The 19,791-nt window shown below is 65.6% G+C and carries 18 protein-coding genes; 8 read left to right on the forward strand and 10 right to left on the reverse strand.

What is annotated here, in order from left to right; genetic code table 11:
* Nucleotides 1-104 precede the first annotated feature (104 nt).
* From FW796_RS22760 to FW796_RS22770, 3 genes are read right to left on the reverse strand one after another with little or no spacing between them, the layout of a single operon-like run.
* Nucleotides 105-1,526 carry an efflux transporter outer membrane subunit gene (locus FW796_RS22760; protein WP_446440086.1) on the reverse strand — a complete coding sequence of 474 codons (1,422 nt, stop codon included), beginning with the start codon at nucleotides 1,524-1,526 and terminating at the stop codon, nucleotides 105-107.
* A complete protein-coding gene (locus FW796_RS22765; protein WP_446440087.1) occupies nucleotides 1,510-2,676 on the reverse strand; it encodes an efflux RND transporter periplasmic adaptor subunit in 1,167 nt (388 codons plus the stop codon). The genes FW796_RS22760 and FW796_RS22765 overlap by 17 nt, the downstream gene beginning before the upstream one ends.
* On the reverse strand, nucleotides 2,666-5,887 hold the full coding sequence (locus FW796_RS22770; protein ID WP_446440088.1) for an efflux RND transporter permease subunit: 3,222 nt from the start codon (nucleotides 5,885-5,887) through the stop codon (nucleotides 2,666-2,668). Before FW796_RS22770 ends, FW796_RS22765 begins: the two co-directional genes overlap by 11 nt.
* A 230-nt stretch (nucleotides 5,888-6,117) precedes the next feature.
* On the opposite strand from FW796_RS22770, the gene FW796_RS22775 reads away from it, so the two are divergent.
* Both FW796_RS22775 and FW796_RS22780 read left to right on the forward strand, forming a co-directional pair.
* Nucleotides 6,118-6,528: a PA0061/PA0062 family lipoprotein gene (locus FW796_RS22775; protein WP_346632605.1), complete on the forward strand. Its 411-nt coding sequence runs from the start codon at nucleotides 6,118-6,120 to the stop codon at nucleotides 6,526-6,528.
* 123 nt (nucleotides 6,529-6,651) lie between these two features.
* On the forward strand, nucleotides 6,652-7,668 hold the full coding sequence (locus FW796_RS22780) for a PDDEXK nuclease domain-containing protein (protein WP_446440089.1): 1,017 nt from the start codon (nucleotides 6,652-6,654) through the stop codon (nucleotides 7,666-7,668).
* A 94-nt stretch (nucleotides 7,669-7,762) separates the two neighbouring features.
* On the opposite strand, the gene FW796_RS22785 is transcribed toward FW796_RS22780, so the two are convergent.
* From FW796_RS22785 to FW796_RS22800, 4 genes are all read right to left on the reverse strand, one after another.
* On the reverse strand, nucleotides 7,763-8,101 hold the full coding sequence (locus FW796_RS22785; protein WP_346632607.1) for a YkvA family protein: 339 nt from the start codon (nucleotides 8,099-8,101) through the stop codon (nucleotides 7,763-7,765).
* A 245-nt stretch (nucleotides 8,102-8,346) separates the two neighbouring features.
* The gene (locus FW796_RS22790) at nucleotides 8,347-9,174 is read right to left on the reverse strand and encodes a sulfite exporter TauE/SafE family protein (RefSeq protein ID WP_446440090.1); all 828 of its coding nucleotides are present in this window, start codon (nucleotides 9,172-9,174) and stop codon (nucleotides 8,347-8,349) included.
* Complete coding sequence (locus FW796_RS22795; RefSeq protein WP_346632609.1) at nucleotides 9,171-10,448, reverse strand: NAD(P)/FAD-dependent oxidoreductase; 1,278 nt, start codon at nucleotides 10,446-10,448, stop codon at nucleotides 9,171-9,173. The genes FW796_RS22790 and FW796_RS22795 overlap by 4 nt, the downstream gene beginning before the upstream one ends.
* A 26-nt stretch (nucleotides 10,449-10,474) precedes the next feature.
* Nucleotides 10,475-11,359 carry an MBL fold metallo-hydrolase gene (locus FW796_RS22800; protein WP_346632610.1) on the reverse strand — a complete coding sequence of 295 codons (885 nt, stop codon included), beginning with the start codon at nucleotides 11,357-11,359 and terminating at the stop codon, nucleotides 10,475-10,477.
* 251 nt (nucleotides 11,360-11,610) lie between these two features.
* Between FW796_RS22800 and FW796_RS22805 the strand changes: the two genes are divergently transcribed.
* Nucleotides 11,611-12,924, forward strand: coding sequence for a sigma-54 interaction domain-containing protein (locus FW796_RS22805; RefSeq protein ID WP_346632611.1), 1,314 nt, complete (start codon nucleotides 11,611-11,613; stop codon nucleotides 12,922-12,924).
* A gap of 26 nt (nucleotides 12,925-12,950) precedes the next feature.
* Here FW796_RS22805 and FW796_RS22810 read toward each other — a convergent pair whose 3' ends face one another.
* Nucleotides 12,951-13,493, reverse strand: coding sequence for a GNAT family N-acetyltransferase (locus tag FW796_RS22810; RefSeq protein ID WP_404939541.1), 543 nt, complete (start codon nucleotides 13,491-13,493; stop codon nucleotides 12,951-12,953).
* Nucleotides 13,494-13,673: 180 nt separating this feature from the next.
* On the opposite strand from FW796_RS22810, the gene FW796_RS22815 reads away from it, so the two are divergent.
* A complete protein-coding gene (locus FW796_RS22815; RefSeq protein ID WP_346632613.1) occupies nucleotides 13,674-15,173 on the forward strand; it encodes a helix-turn-helix transcriptional regulator in 1,500 nt (499 codons plus the stop codon).
* A gap of 218 nt (nucleotides 15,174-15,391) precedes the next feature.
* Entirely contained in the window at nucleotides 15,392-15,652 is a 261-nt protein-coding gene (locus FW796_RS22820) for a DUF1652 domain-containing protein (protein ID WP_446440091.1), read from the forward strand.
* 14 nt (nucleotides 15,653-15,666) lie between these two features.
* Here the strand turns inward: FW796_RS22820 and FW796_RS22825 are convergent, their stop codons facing one another.
* Both FW796_RS22825 and FW796_RS22830 read right to left on the reverse strand, forming a co-directional pair.
* On the reverse strand, nucleotides 15,667-17,061 hold the full coding sequence (locus tag FW796_RS22825) for a sensor histidine kinase (RefSeq protein WP_404939543.1): 1,395 nt from the start codon (nucleotides 17,059-17,061) through the stop codon (nucleotides 15,667-15,669).
* On the reverse strand, nucleotides 17,039-17,722 hold the full coding sequence (locus FW796_RS22830; protein ID WP_346632616.1) for a response regulator transcription factor: 684 nt from the start codon (nucleotides 17,720-17,722) through the stop codon (nucleotides 17,039-17,041). Before FW796_RS22830 ends, FW796_RS22825 begins: the two co-directional genes overlap by 23 nt.
* A 169-nt stretch (nucleotides 17,723-17,891) precedes the next feature.
* Here FW796_RS22830 and FW796_RS22835 point away from each other — a divergent pair, with 169 nt between their 5' ends.
* The 3 genes from FW796_RS22835 (at nucleotide 17,892) to FW796_RS22845 (ending at nucleotide 19,786) form a co-directional block, all read left to right on the forward strand.
* Complete coding sequence (locus FW796_RS22835) at nucleotides 17,892-18,233, forward strand: YdcA family protein (RefSeq protein WP_346632617.1); 342 nt, start codon at nucleotides 17,892-17,894, stop codon at nucleotides 18,231-18,233.
* Between the two features lie 38 nt (nucleotides 18,234-18,271).
* Nucleotides 18,272-18,658, forward strand: coding sequence for a hypothetical protein (locus tag FW796_RS22840; RefSeq protein WP_346632618.1), 387 nt, complete (start codon nucleotides 18,272-18,274; stop codon nucleotides 18,656-18,658).
* A gap of 186 nt (nucleotides 18,659-18,844) precedes the next feature.
* On the forward strand, nucleotides 18,845-19,786 hold the full coding sequence (locus FW796_RS22845) for a hypothetical protein (protein ID WP_346632619.1): 942 nt from the start codon (nucleotides 18,845-18,847) through the stop codon (nucleotides 19,784-19,786).
* The last annotated feature ends 5 nt before the right edge of the window (nucleotides 19,787-19,791 follow it).

Below are 19,791 nucleotides of genomic sequence, written 5' to 3' on the forward strand. Positions count from 1 at the left end.
TGGTGGGTATGATAACTACTTTTTGGCGCTCAACACTATCAGCAACGGTTGGCGACGCATAGGGCGAGGCGGCAAACCTCACGCTTTTAGCTTGCCGCTTGCCGCTACAAACTTGACGCTGACTCTCCTCCACCCAACGCCACCACCAACCCCACACTCGCCTGCAACTCCCTGGTCTGCACCGCCTGCAACCCTCGTTGCGCCTGCAAGGCCGCGGTCTGCGCCGTCACCACATCCAGATAACTCACCGCCCCCGCCTGATAGCTGTTCATGGCCAAGGTCTGGGTATGTAGCGCCGCATTCACCGCCGCCTGCTGATCCAGCGCCTCCTGGCGCAAATCCCGCAGTTGCCCCAGGTTGTCTTCCACCTCCCGCACCGCCCTCAGCACCTGCCCACGGTAATGGGCGGCAGCTTCTTCGAACTCGGCATGGGCCTGGCGCTCATTGGCGCTCAGCCGCCCGCCATCAAAAATCGGCAGGTTCACCAACGGCCCCAAGGCCCAATAGCGATTACCCGCCGCCAGCAGATTGCCCACGCCCTGGGTCTGCCCACCGAGCATCCCGGTCAGGCTGAAATCCGGATACCAGGCCGCGCGGGCGATGCCGATGCCGGCATTGGCGGCGTACACCCGGCGTTCGGCGGCGGCAATGTCCGGCCGGCGCTGCAGCAGGGTGCTGGGCAGTTGCTGGGGAATGCCCGGCAGGCTCAGCAGTTGCGTCGAGGGCGCCAGGCTGAACTGGCTGGCCGGCGCCCCCACCAGTTCGCCAATGGCGTGTTCGGTGAGGGTGCGTTGGGCGCGCACTTCGTCCAGTTCCGCTTCGGCGCTGGCCAGTTGGCTTTGGGCCCGGGTCAGGTCCAGTTGCGAGGCGATCTGCCCTTGATAACGGTCGCGGGTCAGTTGCAGCGCTTGGCCGTAATCCTCCAGGGAGCGGCTCAAGATTCGGCGCTGGGCGTCCAGGCCATTGAGTTGCACATACAGGCTCGCCAGTTGCTTTTGCAGGCTCAGGCGCGCCGCCGCCAGGTCGTCGCCGGAAGCCTGGGCCTGGGCATCACCGGCCGCCGCCTGATTGCGGATCCGCCCCCAGAGGTCGAGGTCCAAGCCCAGGGCAAAACCGGCGGTGTTGCTGTTGTAGATCGACGGTTGCGTGCTGCCCCGCAGGGGGCGGCTGTCCGACTGACGCTGGCGCAACGGCTGGGCGCTGGCACTGATCTGCGGGAACAGCCCGGCATGCAACTGGCTGGCGTAAGCCTGGGCGCCGTCGTAGTGGGCCAGGGCCGCCGCGAGGTCCGGGTTGGCCTGGAGCAGGCGCTGTTGCAGGTCGTTGAGACGCGGGTCCTGGTACAGCAGCCACCATTGCTCGGCGATCATCTGGGGCGTGGCGGCCGGGTGCCAGGGGCCATCGCTGCTCTGTTCGCGATACTGCGCCGGCAGGTCGATGGCCGGCACCTGGTAATGGGGCGCCAGGGAGCAGCCGTGCAGGGCTAGCACCAGCAGGGCGGCGAGGGGCTTAAGCCTTGGGCGCATGCTCACCTCCGGCGTCGGCCAGTTGCACCAGGTCACCTTCGCGCAGGGCGTCCGGCGGGTTGTCGATGACGTGATCGCTGGCTTGCAGGCCCTGGTCGATCACCAGCCGTTCGCCCAGGTCCAGGCCAATATGGATGCTGCGCAGATGCACGCGTTTTGCACGGTCGATCACCGCCACCTGGGTGCCCTGGGCACGGAAGATCAGGGCGCTGGCGGGGATGCTCACACCGTGGGTGTCGGCGGGAATCGCCAGTGTGGCTTCGGCATAGTCGCCGGGCATCAGCGCGCCGTCGGGGTTGGCGGCGACGAACTGTGCCAGCAGGGTGCCGGAGCGTGGGTCGATGGCGGTGGAGTCGCCCACCAGTTGCGCGCTGAAGTGCTGGCCAGGGTGCTCGGGCACGGTCAGCCGCGCTTGCAGGCCGGGGCGGATCACGCTGGCGTAGTTCTGCGGAATCGGCACGTAGAGCCGCAGTTTGTGGGTGTCCGCCAGGTCGAACAGCTCCGGGTCGCTGTCGTTGTCGGCCTTGATCAACTGGCCGATATCGGTGTGGCGCGCGGTGAGGGTGCCGGCAAACGGCGCGCGAATGGTCTTGTAGTCTTCCAGCGCCGAGAGCCGTGCATAGTCGGCGGCGGCCGCCTCGGCATTGGCCTTGGCAGCAGCGGCGTTGGAGCTTTTTTCATCGGCTTCCTGGCGCGATACCGAATGGCTGGCCAAGAGGTGCTGCCAGCGTTCGGCGGTGGTCTGGGCCAGCCGTGCATTGGCCTGTTGCTGGACCACCCGTGCCCGGGCCTGGGCCACTTGCTGGTCCAGGTCGGGGCTGTCGATATGGGCCAGCACTTGCCCGGCGGCGACCTTGGCGCCTATGTCCTGGGTCCAGTCCTTGAGGTAGCCGCTGACCCGGGCATGGATCGGCGCCTTGCTCCAGGCTTCCAGGTGCGCCGGCAGACGCAGGGTGTCGCCCAGTACGTTGGGCTGCGGCTGGAACACCAGCACTTGGGGCACGGCGGCGGTTTCGGTCCAGGCGGCGACGGCCTGTTCATGCCGGGTACGCGCCGCCAGGCCGCTGGCCACCAGTAGGGCAGCCAGGCTCAAGCCACCGATGCCCAGCAGCATCAGGCGTTTGCGCGAAGGGGTGTGATCAGGCGACATGGGTGTTTTCTCCAGCAACAGCGGATTGGGGAGGGCGACCGTGGACCAGGCTGAAGACCACGGGAACAAAGATCAGGGTGGCCACGGTGGCGAGGAGCAGCCCACCGATCACCGCACGGCCCAGGGGCGCGTTCTGTTCTTCGGATAGGGCCAGGGGCAGCATGCCGATGATCATCGCCAGGGCGGTCATGCACACCGGGCGAAAGCGCGTGTAGCCGGCTTCCAGAGCGGCCTTGAGGGCATCGCCGTGTTCTGCCAGGCGCTCGCGGCAAAAACTCACCACCAGGATCGAGTTGGCGGTGGCCACCCCCATGCACAGGATGGCCCCGGTCAGCGCCGGCACTGACAGCGAGGTGCCACTCAAGAACAGCATCCAGACGATCCCGGCCAGGGCCGCTGGCAGCGCGGTGATGATCACGAACGGATCGACCCAGGATTGGAAGTTGACCACGATCAGCAGGTAGATCAGCACCACCGCCCCCAGCAGGCCCAGGCTCAGGCCGCTGAAGGCTTCGTGCAGGGCGTCGATCTGCCCGTGCAGGCTGACCGTGGCGCCCTTGGGCCGCAGGGCTGCGGCGTCGTCCAAGACCTTTTGCATGTCGTGGGCCACGGCGCCGAGGTCGCGGCCTTGCACGTTGGCGTACAGGTCCAGGGTGGGCTGGATGTTGTAGTGGCTGACCACCGCCGGGCTCTCGACCCGGGAGATGTCCGCCAGGCCACCGAGGATCTGCGACTGGCCGTTGCTGCCTGTCACCGGCAGCGCTTCCAGGGCCGGCAGGCTGTCCAGGCGGTATTGCGGGGTGGCGGCGACGATGGAATAGGACACGCCGTTCTTCGGGTTGAGCCAGAAGGTCGGCGCCACCTGGGAGCTGCCGGCCAAGGACGCCACCATGCTGTTGGTCACGTCACGCTCGGTGATCCCCAGGCCGTTGGCCCGCAGGCGGTCGACCTTGACCTGCAGTGACGGGTAGCCGGTGGACTGCTGGATCCGCAGGTCGGCAATGCCCGGCACATGTTGCAGGCGCCGTTGCAGTTCCAGGGCGAAGGCGCGGTTGGCCGCGTCATCGGGCCCGGAGATTTTCACGTCCAGCGGGGCCGGGGCGCCGAAGTTGAGGATCTGGCTGCTGATGTCCGCCGGCAGGAAGGCGAACTGGCTGCCGGGGAAGCTTTCCGGCAGGGCTTCGCGCAGCTGTTTCTCCAGGTCGGCGCTGGGGGCGTGGCCGGGCTTGAGGGTGATCTGGATGTCGCCGTCCTGGGGCCCGATGGTGCCGCTGTTGCTGTAGGCCATGTCGATGCCGCTCAGGGGGATGCCGATGTTGTCGATGATGCTGTCCAGTTGCTCGGCCGGGATCACCTCGCGAATCCGCCCTTCGATACGGTCGAAGGCCGCCGCGCTTTCCTCGATCCGCGTGCCCAAGGGCAGGCGCACATGCAGGGCCAGGGCGCCGGCGTCGGTGGCGGGGAAGAAGTCCTGGCCCAGGCTCGGCAGCAGGGCGAAGGAGGCCAGCACGCAGGCCAAGAAGCCGAGGATGAAGGTCTTGCGTCGGCCCAAGGCCAGGTGCAGCAGGCCGTGGTAGGTGTCGCGCACAGTGGAGAAACGCGCCTCAAAACCCTGCTGAAAGGCCAATAGCCCGCGCACTAGGGCATTGCGCGGCTTGGCGTGCTGCTCGCCCTCGTGATGGTTGATGAAGGCATCTTCCGGGTGATGCCCGGGGCCTGCCTCCGGCGTATGGGGCTTGAGCAGGTACATCGCCAGGGTCGGCACCAGGGTCCGGGAGAGGATGAACGAGCTGGCCATGGCGAAGATCACCGCCAGGGCCATGGGCCGGAACAGGTAGCCGGCGATGCCCTGCAACAGGAACATCGGCACGAAGACGATGCAGATGCACAGCAGCGAGACGAAGGCCGGGCCGACGATCTGCTTGGCGCCGTCAAGGATGGCCGCCTTCACCGCCTTGCCCTGTTCCAGGTGCCAGTTGATGTTCTCGATGGTCACGGTGGCGTCGTCCACCAGGATCCCCACCGCCAGGGCCAGGCCGCCCAGGGTCATCACATTCAGGGTCTGGCCGCTGAGCGCCAGCAGGGCTATGGCCGAGAGCACCGCCAGAGGAATCGAGGCGGCGATGATCAGTGTGGAGCGCCAGCTACCGAGGAACAGCAGGATCATCGCGCTGGTCAGCAGGGCGGCGATGATGCCTTCCTGGGCCACGCTGCCCACCGACTGTTTGACGAACACCGAGGCATCGCCCAGCAGCGAGGTCTTCAAGGACGGCGGCAGGGTTTCATTGATCCGCGGCAGCATCGCGCGAATGCCGTCGACGATGGACAGGGTGGAGATATTGCCGTTCTTCAGCGCCGGCATCAGCACCGCCCGGCGTCCGTCGACCCGCACGATATTGGTCTGCGGCGGTGAACCGTCGCGCACGTGGGCCACCTGGCCGATGTTGATCAGCGCGCCGTCCACGGTCTTGATCGGCAGGTCGTTGAGTTCGTCGATGGCCTTCGGGCTGTTGTTCAGCAGCACCGTGTATTCATTGCTGCCGAGCTTGGCGGTGCCCACCGGGATGATCTGGTTCTGCGCCGCCAGGGCATTGCCCACGTCTTGCGCCGACAGGCCTTTGGCGGCCAGGGCTTGCGGGTCCAGGTCGAGGGTGATCTGGCGCTGCTTGCCGCCCATGGGCGTGGGCATGGCCAGACCGGGCAGGGCGCTCAAAGGCAGGCGGATATTGTTCTGCACCAGGTCGCGGATCTTCGCCTCCGACAGGGTCGGGCTGGAGAAGGCCATTTGCAGGATCGGCACCGTCGAGGCGCTGTAGTTGAGAATCAGCGGCGGGGTGATGCCCGGCGGCATTTGCTTGAGCACGGTTTGTGACACCGCCGTAACCTGGGCGTTGGCGGTGCGGATATCGACCCCGGGCTGGAAGAAGATCTTGACGATGCCCATGCCCGGCAATGACTGCGACTCGATGTGCTGGATGTCATTGACCGTGGTGCTCAGGGAGCGCTCGTAGGTGTAGATCACCCGCCCGGCCATGGCGTCCGGCGACAGGCCGTTGTATTGCCAGACCACCGCCACCACCGGGATGCCGATATCGGGGAACACGTCGGTGGGGGTACGCAGGGCCGCCAGGGGCCCGATGATGCAGATGAATATCGCCAGCACGATGAACGTGTAGGGCTTGAGCAGTGCGGTCTTGACCAGCCCGAGCATGCCGAAAACCTCCGAGGGAGTGGGGTTGCAAACCTCGGCAGCCTGCAGCGACCCACCTAACACGCGGCTTTCAGCCAGGTGAAGGAAGTTTTAGGTAAGGCCTGTATTTCCTTTCATGTGGATTCATTTGTTCTTGCTTCGGGGCCTCGACACGCTTGATGGGCATCGACGCAGCCGATTGTCCTGGGCTTGCGTCGCACTCATTTCTGTTATTGGCGAGGTACGTTTTCATGAGACTCAAACCGCTGTTGCTGATTCCCGCCCTGGGTCTTGCCTGCTTGCTCAGCGCCTGCGCCGGGCCGATGCCTCAGCCCGATCCCAGTGAGGCCTGGATTGGCCTGGAGGAAGAGGCGCCCAACGACCTGATGGCCGAACGGGTGGACGGGAAGAAGGTCGACGATGGGCGTTATTTTGAGGTCAAGCCCGGCGCTCATCGCCTGGACGTGACCTTGTTTGAAGAGAGCGTCGGCGACTCCAATCAGCAAGACTGCAATGGCCATATCAGCTACAGCGGCTTCAAGGCCGGTGAGCATTACAAACTGGTGGAGTCGAGCCTGGGGACCGAGGTGTCGGTTCGCTTGTATGACGCCAAGGGCAAGCAGGTCGCCAGCACCCATGGCTTTGCGTGCATGCCTGGCTGACGGGGCTTTTTGCGTCACTGAAACAAGGACGTTTCGCTCAAGCTAAAGAGACGGGGCCGACTATAGCGGCACGGTGAGCCGGGTGATGATGGAGGCCTTTATCCAGGCAACCGGGCGTTCGTCATGAAGCAAGAGGCTGAAGCGGCCGTCACCTCCACCGAGGTGGCATTCAACGAAGTGGCGCTAATGATCACCGCCGCACGGCAGCGGGCGGTGCGGGCGGTGAATACTGAACTGGTGGAGTTGTATTGGCAGGTCGGGGCCTATATCAGCCGCAAGATCGAGGCGGCGGAATGGGGCGATGGCGTGGTCCAGCAATTGGCGGATTACCTGGCGCGGCAGCAGCCGGGGCTGCGGGGGTTTACCCGGCGTAACCTGTTCCGCATGCGTCAATTCTATGAGGCCTATCGAGGGGAGGAGAAAGTGTCAGCAGTGCTGACACAATTACCCTGGACCCAGAATCTGATCATTCTTGCGCAAGGTAAATGCGCGCAAGAGCGCGAGTTTTATCTGCGCATGGCCATTCAGGAGCAGTGGTCGACCCGAGAGCTGGAACGGCAGATCAAATCCGCGCTGTTCGAACGCACGCTGACTCGCCCGGCCAATGCCTCGGCCACCTTGAAACAGGCCAGCCCCGAGGCCCTGAAGGTCTTCAAGGATGCCTACATGGTGGAGTTTCTCGGCCTGGCCCAGGGGCATGACGAAGCCGATCTGCATCAGGGGCTGGTGCGCCAGCTCAAGGACTTTCTGATCGAGATGGGCCGAGATTTCTGCTTTGTCGCGTCTGGCTATCCCCTGCAGGTTGGCGGGCGGGATTTCGTCCTGGATCTGCTGCTGTTCCATCGTGGATTGAATTGCCTGGTGGCCGTTGAACTCAAGGTCGGGCGCTTCGAACCGGAGTACCTGGGCAAGCTGGACTTCTACCTGGAGGCCCTGGACCGCCAGGTGCGCAAACCCCACGAAAACCCGGCTCTGGGCGTTCTGCTCTGTGCCAGCAAGGATGACGAGGTGGTGGAATATGCCCTCAACCGTTCACTGTCGCCGGCGTTGATCGCCGAGTACCGGACCCAGCTGCCGGACAAGAAACTGCTGCAGGCCAAGCTGCAGGAGTTTTATGCCCTGGACACGGAGGCGCGATGAAGCTGGCGGCAAGTTTGTGCGGGCGTGTTTAAGTGCTTTGGTGAATCGGGTGAACACCAAGGACCGCCCCCCAGCCGTTGCGTCTGCCCCTTGCTCAGTCTGGTTCACTGCCGAACCAGTCCGCCAGGCGTGCGCTGGCTTGCTGCTTGACCTCGGCGTTGATGTGGGCAGCCACGGCCAGCACTGAACTGGCCAGCAGCCCAAGGTCATCCACGTACCCAGCCCCGGGGATCAGGTCCGGGATGATGTCCACTGGCAGTATGAAGTAACCCAGTGCCGCGTAGATGGTGGCCTTGGCCCAGATCGGGGTTTGCGGGCGTTGCGCGGCATAGTAGAGCCACAGGGCTTTTTGGATCAGGGTCCGGCCGATGCGCGAGGCGTAGCGGCCGATCTTGCGCCAGAGGCACTGTTCAAGGGATTGGGCTGTCGACATGGCGCGCTCCTGGGGGGATGCAAGTCCAGGCCATAGTCGTCACCTACGCCTCTGAACGGCAGAGGCCAATATTTCCCCGGTGGTTCTCCACGTAGGAGCCGGCTTGCCGGCGAAGAGGCCGCTCGTGGCGCCGCTATTTTTCCCTTGCAACGCCAGCGTCGGTGAGGACGCCTTCGCTGGCAAGCCAGCTCCTACGGGTGGCGGTGCGTATGTTGGTGCAGGAGCCGGCTTGCCGGCGAAGGGGGTCAACGGGATAGCCAGCCCAAGGCGCCAGCCGCCAGCAGCAGCCCGGCCAATATGCCGGTGAGGGCGAACAGTTGTTGCAGGCGCGGACCCGCCAGGTGGCTGGCCACTTGGCGGCCCAGCACCAGGCCCACCACCGCGCCCAGGGCAAAGGGCGCACCCACGGCCCAGTGCATCACGCCGCTGAGGCTGGCGGTGACCACGCTGCCCAGGGACACCAGGGCAATCACCGCCAGCGAGGTGGCGACGATGCTCTTGCTGTCCAGGTTGGTGTAGCGGCTCAGGGCCGGGATGATCACGAAGCCGCCGCCGACGCCGAGCAACCCCGAAAGCAGTCCCGAGAGCATGCCGGTGAAGGTCAGGGCCCGGGCGCAGGGCAGGGTCCAGCGCAAACGACCCTGGACCGGGTTGAGCACACAAGGCAGGAACGCCGGGCGTGGCGCGACCTGGCCCTGTTTCAACTCCAGGCTGGCCTTGCGCAGGATGTGCCCGCAGGCATAAAGCAGCACCAGGGAAAACAGCAGGGCCAGGGGCAGGTTGGGCAGGCGGTGGGCCAGCCACAGCCCCAGCGGCGCCATGAGGATGCCAATGCTGGCGACAAACCCCGCCGCGCGGTAGCGCACGATGCCCTGGCGCAAGCCCAGCACTGCGCCGACGCTGGCGGCCAGACCCACCGCCAGCAGGCCGATGGGAGCGGCCTCGACCATGCTCAGGCCCAGGCCGAACACCAGCAGCGGCACCGCGAGGATGCCGCCGCCGGCGCCAGTCAGCGCCAGGATCGCGCCAATGACCGCCCCCAGCCCAGCGCCCAAGAGACTGTGTTCATTCATGTCTTCGGGGTGTCCGTGGCCAGGGTCGGTTGTGCCAGCCATTCATGGCCCTTGAGCATGCCGCGCCAGTACAGCGGCGGCAGAATCCGTTCCTTCAGCCACCAAGCGCGACGGGTCGCCTGGCGGCCGTCCAGCAGCCAGCGCGGGAAGCTCGGCGCCAGCTTGCCGCCGTAGGTGAATTCGGCGAGGACGATCTTGCCCCGTTCCACGGTCAGCGGGCAGGAGCCGTAGCCGTCGTACTGGGCCAGCCGGGTCAGGCGCTTGAGGGCCACCAGCACGTTGTTGGCCACCACCGGCGCTTGCTTGCGTGCCGCCGCGGCGGTCTTGGCATTGCTGGTGTTGGTGGCGTCTCCCAGGCCGTGGATATTGACGAAACGCTTGTGGCGCAGGCTGTGGGGATCGACATCGACCCAACCGGCAGCGTCGGCCAGGGGGCTTGCGCGGATAAAGTCTGGGGCGCATTGCGGCGGCACCACGTGCAGCAGGTCGAAGGCGCGCTCCAGGGTTTCCTGACGGCCGTCGGCCAGGGTGCGGACGAAGGTCGCGCGCTTGGCCGGGCCGTTCACCGCCACCAGGTTGTGGCCGAAATCCAGCTCGATGCCGTACTTCTTCACGTATTCCATCAGCGCCGGCACGTAGTCCGCCACGCCGAACAGTACGCCGCCGGCATTCAGGAAGCGCGGCTTGATCTGTCCCAGGCGGCCGTTGCGCCGCCAGTGGTCGCAGGACAGGTACATGGCCTTCTGGGGCGCCCCGGCGCATTTGATCGGCATCGGTGGCTGGCTGAACAGCGCCTCGCCCTGTTGCAGCTGCTGCACCAGTTGCCAGGTGTAGGGCGCCAGGTCGTAGCGGTAGTTGGAGGTCACGCCGTGGTTGCCCAGGGCCTCGGGCAGGCCGTCGATGGCCGCCCAGTCGAGCTTGAGCCCGGGGCAGACCACCAGTTGGTCATAGGCCAGCACGCGGCCGTCATCCAGCACCAGGGCATTGTTGTCCGGTTCGAACAGGCTGACAGCGTGCTGCAGCCACTTGACGCCCTTGGGCATCAGCGCGGCCATGCTGCGTTCGGTGGACTGGGCGCTGAACACCCCGGCGCCCACCAGGGTCCAGCCGGGCTGGTAGTAGTGGCTGCCGGCGGGGTCGATGATCGCCACGTCCAGGTGTGGGTCGCGGGACATGAGGCTGGCGGCGACGGCAATGCCGGCGGCACCGCCGCCGACGATCAGCACCTGGTGGCTGCCGTCGACGGCGCGCAGGGCTGGGTTGATGGGACGCATGGCAAGGTTTCCGTGTGGAGTAGTCGTTATAGGGTATTGAGGGGGATCTTCAGGTAGCTGATGCCGTTGTCTTCGGGCTCGGGAAAGTGCCCGCTGCGCATGTTGACCTGCACCGAGGGCAGGATCAGCACCGGCATGTCCAGGGTGGCGTCGCGGGCTTCGCGCATCTTCACGAAGCTGTCTTCGTCGACGCCCTGATGGATGTGGATGTTGTTGGCGCGCTGCTCGGCGACGGTGGTCATGTACTGCAGCTCGCGGCCGTTGGGCAGGTAGTCGTGGCACATGAACAGCCGGGTTTGCGGGGGCAGGGCGAGGATCTTGCCGATGGAGCGGTACAGGGTCCGAGCATCGGCCCCGGGGAAGTCGCAGCGGGCCGTGCCGTAGTCGGGCATGAACAGGGTGTCGCCGACAAAGGCCACGCACTCGTCGCCCACCTGCACCAGGTAGGTCATGCAGGCCGGGGTATGTCCCGGGGTGTGCAGTGCCCGGGCGCTGAGGCCGCCGATGGCGAACTCGGCGCCGTCTTCGAGCAGCACGTCGAACTGGCTGCCGTCCCGGGCAAAGGCCGGCGCTTCGTTGAACAGCGCACCGAAGACTTTCTGCACCCGGGTGATCTGATTGCCGATGGCCACCTGAGCCCCCAGTTGCTGCTTGAGGTAAGCCGCGGCGGACAGGTGGTCGGCGTGCACATGGGTTTCCAGGACCCAGTCGACCCGGGCGTCCAGCTCGCGTACCCGGTTGATCAGGCGGTCGGCGGATTCGGTGCGGGTGCGGCCGGATTTCGGGTCGTAGTCCAGCACGCTGTCGATCAGCGCACAGCGGCGGCTGGCCTGGTCCATCACCAGGTAGCTGATGGTCCAGGTGTGAGGGTCGAAAAAGGCTTCTACACGCAGCGTGTCGCTGATGATCATGGGGCACTCCAGGCAATGAAGGTGAGGGCAGTCTGCGCTGTCGCTCGTCCCTTGGACTGTCAATAAACGTGCCAACCCGTGACGCCCGGATTGGCTACCTGTTCATTGAAGTAGAAGGCTGCAGAGGCTGCCATCAGGCGTTTTTCGACGCGACTGCCAGCGGTATTTGGCAGTGATATGGCAGTTGGTGGCAGAGCATGGCAGAAAGCCGCGCCGTGCTTTAAGCTGCCGCCATTGCCCCGGAGTTGCCCATGTCCCTGATCGCCACCGACCTTGCCCAGCCGTCCATGGCTGCCCTGGTGTCCTACCTCGAACACGATCCGCAACCGACCATCGTCCTCGACACCGACTACAACATCATCGCCGCCAACACCGCCTACCAGCGTCAGTTCGGCGTGGCCGGCAAGCCTCATGTGGGCGCCAAGTGCTACCGCGTGTCCCACCAGTTCGCCGTGCCCTGCGACCAGGCCGGGGAGCATTGCCCGATGCGCAAGGCTCATGACAGTCGGGTGCCGGAGCGCATGCTGCACATCCATCACACACCTCGCGGCCCGGAGCACGTGGACGTGGAACTGCGGCCGATCATTGGCGAGGCCGGCACCGTGGTGGCTTACGTCGAGCGCCTGAGTTCAGTGGCGGTGGCTTCGGTGCAGCCCCAGCAGAAGGGCCTGGTGGGACGCTCGCCGGCCTTCAACGAGGCCTTGAGCGCCCTGCAGCGGGCGGCCCCGGCCCCGATTCCGGTGCTGCTGCAGGGCGAGTCCGGCACCGGCAAGGAATTGTTCGCCCGTGCACTGCACGATGGCAGCCCCCGGGCCAGTGGACCGCTGGTGGTGGTGGACTGCACCGGGCTTACCGAAAGCCTGCTGGAAAGCGAGTTGTTCGGCTATGAAAAGGGCGCCTTCACCGGGGCTCTGCAACGCAAGATCGGCCTGGCGGAAGCGGCCCATGGCGGCACCCTGTTTCTCGACGAGATCGGCGAGGTGCCCCTGGCCATGCAGGTCAAGCTGCTGCGCCTGATCGAGTCCGGCAGCTTCCGGCCGGTGGGCAGCCTGCGCACCGTGCACTCGGATTTCCGCCTGGTGGCGGCGACCCACAAGCCGCTCAAGGAAATGGTCGCTGCCGGCACCTTCCGCCAGGACCTGTACTACCGCATCAGCGCCTTCCCGATCCGCCTGCCGGCCCTGCGCGAACGCAGCGACGACCTGCCGTTGCTGATCGACAGCCTGTTGCGCCGCCTCGATCCCGGAGTAGTGCCACGGGTCGACCCCCAGGCCCTGGAGCAATTGCGCCTGTACACCTATCCGGGGAATATCCGCGAGCTGCGCAACATCCTCGAACGGGCGCGGTTGTTCAGTGATGACGGGGTGATCCGCCTGCAGGACCTACCGGCAGAACTGCGCAGCCCACAGGCACCGGCCCCTGTGATTCGCCGTCGCGCCGGCAAGGACCTGGAACAACTGGCCCATGCCCTGGAAGTCTTCGACGGCTCGCGCAGCGAGTTGGCCAAGGCCCTGGGGCTGAGCGAGCGGACCCTGTACCGGCGGCTCAAGGCCCTGGGCTTGTAGTGGCGGGCAGGGGCGGGAAGGCCGCCTCAGCCCTGGGCGGAGTGCTCCTTGCGGGGCAAGTCGCAGGCCATCACCCACATGCCGATCTGCTCCAGGTCGGTGCTGAACGGCACCTCGTCGACCTGCCGCAGGCCGGCGCTTTCATAAAAGCGCCGGGCGCCGCTGTTGCTCTTGAGTACGTCCAGCCACAGGCAGGATTCCCCGGCGGCGCTGGCCCGTTGCAACACATGCTCGAGCAGGCGCCGGCCATGGCCCTGGCCGGCCTGGGACTTGAGCAGGTAGATCTTCTGCAGTTCGGCCCCGGGCCGGCCGCTGCCCGGCGTCGGGCGCGCCCAGTTGAGTTTGGCGAAGCCGATGGGCTGGTGCTGCGCGTCCAGGGCCAGCAGCCACAGGTGCTGGTCCCGGGCCGCCAGGGATGCTTCGAGGTTGGCGGGGGAGAAGTCCTGGTCGAGAAACTGCTGCATGCCGTCACTCGTCCAGATCGCCGCAAAGTGTTCGCGGTAGGTGGCGCAGCCTATGGCCTGCAGTGCATCGATATCGCGGCTGTCGGCTTCACGGATGGTGATCATGCTTCACTCCTTGAGGGCGGTCGGACCGGGCGCAGCAGCTTAACCCTTCGCGCTGGGTGGCTCCAGTGCGCAGGGTTACGGTGCAGGGCACGATGGCGAGCGGCCGTGGTCGTAGTGTTCAGCCCCTTTTTTCCGGCGCGCGGCCTGTCCGCTGTGGCGCCGGGTCCTATTGGAGATGCCATGAGCCAGGCCGTACTTGCCACTGAAACCAATCGCCGCCAGTTGCAGCAGATCATCGCCGGTCTGTCCGACGGGGTGATCCTGATTGAGATCGACAAGGCTCGCAGCCTGCTCTGGGCCAATGAAGCGGCGCTGGCCATGCACGGGGTCGGCGAGGTCGGCGAGCTGGGGGCCAATGTCCGTGAATACGCCCGGCGCTATGCCTTGCGCTACCGCAACAATCACCCCCTGGCCCTGGAGGCCTATCCCATCAACCGGGTGGCCGCCGGTGAAACCTTCAGCGACGTGGTGGTGGAGGTGCAGGCCGAGATCGACGGCGAACCGCGGCACTGGGTGCACCGGGTGCGCAGCATGATCCTCACCGATCGCAGTGGCGCGCCCGAGTCCCTGGTGCTGATCCTCAGCGATGCCACCGACTGGGCCAGCGCCGAACAGCGCTTCGAAAAGACCTTCAACGCCAACCCGGCGCCGGCGGTGATCTGCCGCCTCAGTGACCTGCGTTACATCAAGGTCAACCAGGGCTTTGTGGAAATGACCGGCTATGCCCGGGATCAGGTGATCGGCCGTTCGGTGTACGAGCTGGATGTGCTGGAGGACGCCGAGCACAAGGACCTGGCCATCGAGCGCCTGGGCCAGGGCGCGACCATTCCGCAGATGCAGGCCGAGCTGCGCCTGCCGGACGGCGGCAGCAAGCTGGTGATCGTCGCCGGCCAGCCCCTGGACATCAACGATGAAGACTGCATGCTGTTTTCCTTCATGGACCTGGAGCCGCGGCGCAAGGTCGAGATTGCCTTGCGCCAGAGCGAGGAGCGCTTTGCCAAGTCGTTCCGCCTGACCCCGGTGCCGACCCTGGTGTGCAGCGCCGAGCAGCAGATCGTCGACGTCAACGAGGCCTTTCTCAACACCTGCGGCTACAGCAGCGAGGAGTTGCTGGGCAAGACCATTGCCGCCACCGGGTTCATCGCTGAAGCCGCGGCGGCCACGCAACTGTTCAATCAACTGGAGAAGGCCGGCAATGTCGATGGCCTGGACCTCAAGGTGCGCCAGAAGAGCGCCGAGCTGATCGATTGTGTGGCCTACGCCGACACCGTGCTCATCCAGGACAGCCCCTGTTACCTGCTGGTGCTGATGGACATCAGTGAGCGCAAGCGTTCCGAACTGGAGTTGGTGGGGGCCATCGAGGAGGTGATGCGCGACGCTTCCTGGTTCAGCCAGACCCTGATCGAAAAACTGGCCAACGTCAGAAGCCCGAAGACCCAGGACACCCCCGGGGTTTCCTCTGCCGACCTGACGGCCCGCGAGCGGGAGGTGCTGGGGCTGATCTACCAGGGGCTGGCGGACAAGGAGATTGCCGCCCAGTTGAAGCTGGCGCCCAACACCGTGCGCAACCATGTTGCCACCCTGTATTCCAAGCTGGGCGTGCACAGCCGTGGCGAAGCCGTGGTCTGGGCCCGGGAGCGCGGACTGTTTGTCGGCACGGCTGCGGGCCGGGGGCGCTGAGCCGGTGCAAATGCACCAGTGCGACCAGTGCAAATGCGCCTTCTGCGGGCGACGCGGCTTTTCTACGCTGTGATTCTGAGCAAGTCCCGCTACGGGCCTTGGCACTGCGAACCACAGCAAAAGGACAGCCAGCATGGGCAATCGACAAATCAAGGGCAGCGTTGGCGCGGTCGCCGGCCCCGGCGGGCTGGCGCGTCTACTGCTGGGGTGTCGCTGAGGTGCCGGCCGTGATCACCCAGGCCCGGTTACGTGCCTGTATCGAACAGCGGCTGGCGCCCTTGGCCTGCAGCTTCAGCGATGCCGGCGACGGCACTCTGACCCTGCGGGTGTTCGAGCCCGACAGTGGCCGGGTCGACCTGGTGGTGACCGGACTGAGCAGCAAGTCCCTGCACAGCGAGGCCGACATCGAGAGGATCATCGACGAGTTGCTCTACGAGCTGGACAGCAACTCCCTCAAGCAACTCGATCTTTCGTCCTGAGTCCGGTCCGGCCTTCAGCCTTCGCTGATCAGGCTCGGCCGGCAATCCAGGCTCAGGCGCGCGCCGCCCCGTTCGCTGCTGCCCACTTCGAGCTTGAAGCCGTGCAGGCTGACGATGGCGGCAACAATCGACAGGCCCAGGCCGAAGCCGCCCTGGGCGTTGCTTTCGTCCACCCGGTAGAAGCGTCGGAACACCGCCGCCCGTTCCGCCGGGGGAATGCCCGGGCCTGTGTCCAGGACTTCCAGGCGCGGGCTGCCGCCATCGTCGAGGCCGCGCAGTATCACTTCACCCCCCGGCGGGGTGAACTTGATCGAGTTGCTCAGCAGGTTGGCCAGGGCCTCGAACAGCAAGGCGCGGTCACCGGTGAGCCGGGGCAGGCTCGGCGGTACATCCAGCACCAGGGTCAGGCGACCTTCTTCGGCCAGGGGCAGGTAGAAGTCGTGCAGTTCCTGGAGCAGGGGCAGGGGATCGAGTTCGAGGAAGCCCGATCGCCGTTGCTGGTCTTCCAGTTCGGAGATGCGCAGCAATCCGCGAAAGCGCGCCATCAGGGTGTCGGCCTCGGCCAGCAACTGGTCCATTTGCAGGGCCTGGGGCGAACCTTCCTCGGCCTGTTGCTGCAGGCGATAGAGCTGGGCCCGCAGGCGGGTCAGCGGGGTGCGCAGGTCGTGGGCGATGTTGTCGCACACGCCCTTGACCTCGTGCATCAGCCGCTCGATGCGTTCGAGCATGGCGTTGACGATGGCCGCCAGCATGTCCAGTTCGTCACGCCGATCCGACAGTGGCAGGCGCCGGGTCAGGTCGCCGGCGACGATGGCCTCGGCGCTGGCTTGGATCTGACGGATGCGCCGCAAGGGCCGGCGGCGCAGCAGGTGCCAGCCGGCGACCCCGGGAATGATGGTCAGGGAAATCCCCCACAGCAGCGCGTGGAGAATGATCCGGGTCACCGCGAACAGCGAGCCGTTGTCGCGCACCAGCACCAGCCAGCGGCCGTCCCGGGTGTGGGTGGCCACGGCGTCGCAGCTGTCCCGGGGCAGGCTCGGGTCGTCGGAGTCGATGCAGTTCTTCAGCTCATGGATCTTGCCGTCCAGGGGCAGGTCGTCGGGGATCTGGCGGATCGGTCCGCTCAAGGGCCGGCGCTGTTCGTCGAACAGGCCGTAGGCGTCGATGGCGCGCATGTCGAAGGTCATGCTGGTGGTCAGGGCCTCCACCAACTGGTCGCCTTCGAAGCGGGCGAACAGGTGCTGGCGCTGCATCAGCGAGTGCTTGGCCAGGCTGTCCAGGTAGGTGGAGACTTCGTAGTACAGCACCCCCATGAGGATACAGCTCCAGGCCACGAACAGCGTGCTGTAGAGCGCCAGCAGGCGGCTGCTGGAAGAGCGCCAGCCCTTAGAGGGGTTCAGCAATGACATAGCCCGAGCCTCGCACGGTGCGGATCAACGGGGTCATGCCGGGCGGGTCGATCTTCTTGCGCAGGCGGCCGATGTGCACGTCGATCAGGTTGGTCCCCGGGTCGAAGTGATAACCCCAGACCTCCTCGAAGATCATCATGCGCGAGAGGATCTGCCCGGTGTTGCGCATGAGAAATTCCAGCAGTTTGTACTCGGTGGGCAACAGGCTCAGCAACTGGTCGGCGCGGGTCGCTTCGCGGCTGATCAGGTTCAGCTCCAGATCGGCCACCCGCAGGCAGGTGTCGAAGTCCTTGACCGTGTTCTTGCGCCGCAGCAGCACCTCGACCCGGGCGGCCATTTCGTCGGAGGCGAAGGGCTTGGTCAGGTAATCGTCGCCGCCGGCCCGCAGGCCGCGCACCCGCTCATCGACATCGGAGAGGGCGCTGATCATCAGGATCGGCGTCGACACACCGATGGTGCGCAGGGTGGTGACAATGGCCAGGCCGTCCAGCTCCGGCAGCATGCGGTCCAGGGTGATCAGGTCGTAGTCGCCGCTCACGGCGCGCACCAGGCCTTCGCGGCCGTTGTCCACCCAGTCCACGTCAAGGCCGTGGCTGCTCAGTTCGGCGACGATCTCCCGGGCCGTTACGGCGTCGTCTTCGATGGTCAGAATGCGGGTCATAGGCGTTACCTGCTTAGCGGTTCGTGACACAGGCGGGCATTTTGCCAAGAAACTGTGGCCGGGATTCTAAATAAACTTTCATCTGGCTTGGCGTCTGGTCCGCGCAGCCCGAGTCAGGGGTGTTGAAGCTTGATATCATCCGGCCACTTTTTTGCCAGGAGGCGTCACCATGAGTGCCCTGACTCGGGTCGGCTGGAAGCCCTTTGTCGTTGTATGCCTGATGCTGCTGTGCAGCGCGGCGGCCCAGGCGGCCAATCAACCCTGTTCCGGAAACAAAGGCGGCATCGCCCGTTGTGACGGCGAGCTGTTCCTGTGCAACGACGGCTCCATCAGTGCCTCGAAGAAGAACTGCGCGCTGATGTTCGGCCAGCGCTCCTCCACCCCCCGCGCCGAACCGCTGCTGCGCGATGCTCAGGGTTGTACCTGTGGCAGCGGCAGTTTCTGTACCGGACCGCGGGGCGGGGTCTACTGCCTGACCCCCAGTGGCAATAAAAGCTACAAGCGGCGTTGAAGCCCCGATTGAGCTTCTCTGTATCAAGGTGTCATGCAATGAAATACGCATCACGTTTCAAGGGGCTGTTGTGGCTGGTGGTGGCTAGCCTGCTGTTGAGTCTCGCCGTGGATCTGGCGCTGCGCCTGCCGGGCTATCTGCAGGCCTATGCCGCCGATCCCCGCTATGCGCGGTGGATGCTGGGGTATCGCGCCCTGGACGTCTTGGTCATTGCCCTGATGGCGGCGATAGTGCCGGGCATCATGCGGCTGCTGGATTTTCGCCGGTCCGCCTGGCTGGCATTGCCGCTCTTTACCTTGTGGGGGCAGGGCATCGCGCAATTGACGCTGGCGGGCAACCTGCTGCTGGCGCTGTGGGTCCTGGGCCTGCTGGGGCACTGGTGCTATACCCGGGGCCGGGAGCTTTACCTGAGCAAGCGCGCCTGAGGGCGCCGCCGTGCAGAACGCCCGCCACAAAACCCCCTGGCCGGTAAAATGCACGATCCAGGTGTGGCAATTAATCGCAAGCCATTGAAATACATCGGTTTATAAAGTTCGTGCAACTGGCACGGTGACTGCACTTATCCCTTCGAGACGTGTAACACCCTCTTTCATGCCTGGAGCAGAACAACAATGAACAGACCCTCTGAACACCTGCTCGCCACTGCGGACGCCTCGAGTCATTACTCGGGGGTGTCCTGGGCGGCGATCTTCGCCGGCGCCGCGGCGGCTGCAGCCTTGTCCCTGATCCTTTTACTGCTGGGCTTCGGCCTGGGCTTTTCCGCGGTTTCGCCCTGGGCCGGCAGTGGCATCAGTGCCAAGGGGCTGGGTATCTCCAGCATTGTCTGGTTGGCCCTGACGCAGATTCTGGCCGCCGGGTTGGGCGGCTACCTCGCCGGGCGCCTGCGGGTGAAGTGGGCCAATCTGCACGGCGATGAAGTGTATTTCCGTGACACGGCCCACGGCTTCCTGGCCTGGGCCGTGGCCACCCTGGTGACCGCGACTCTGGTGGTGGGCTCGGTGACGAGCGTCATCAGCGGCGGCGTGCAGGCCGGTGCCCAGGTTGCTTCCGGGGCCGCCAGCGCCGCGACCCAAGTGGCCGGTCATGCGGCGGCCCAGGGCTCCCAGGACGATTACGGCTATTTCGTCGACAGCCTGTTCCGCGATGATCGCCCGGTGGCGGTCAGCGACGATGCGGCGCGGGGCACGGTGTCGCGGATCTTCGTGCGCACCTTGAGCAACGACGGTCAGCTCTCGCCTGAGGACCGCAGCTACCTGGCGCAACTGGTGGCCCAGCGCACCAACCTCAGCCAGGCCGAAGCCGAGCGTCGGGTGGACGAGGTGTACGCCAAGACCCAGCAAGCGGTGCATGAAGCCAAACAAGCCGCCCGAGAGGCCGCCGACAGTGCCGCCAAGGTGGCTGCCTGGTCGTCGTTGTGGATGTTCATCGCACTGCTCTGCGGGGCCTTCTTCGCCAGTCTGGCGGCGACCTTCGGCGGCCGTCGCCGGGATGCCGTGGTCTGGTTTGAAACCGACGTCCAGCCGCGCACCGTGGCCCCGACTCCCGTTCACTGACCCAG

This window comes from Pseudomonas sp. 910_21 (assembly GCF_052850735.1).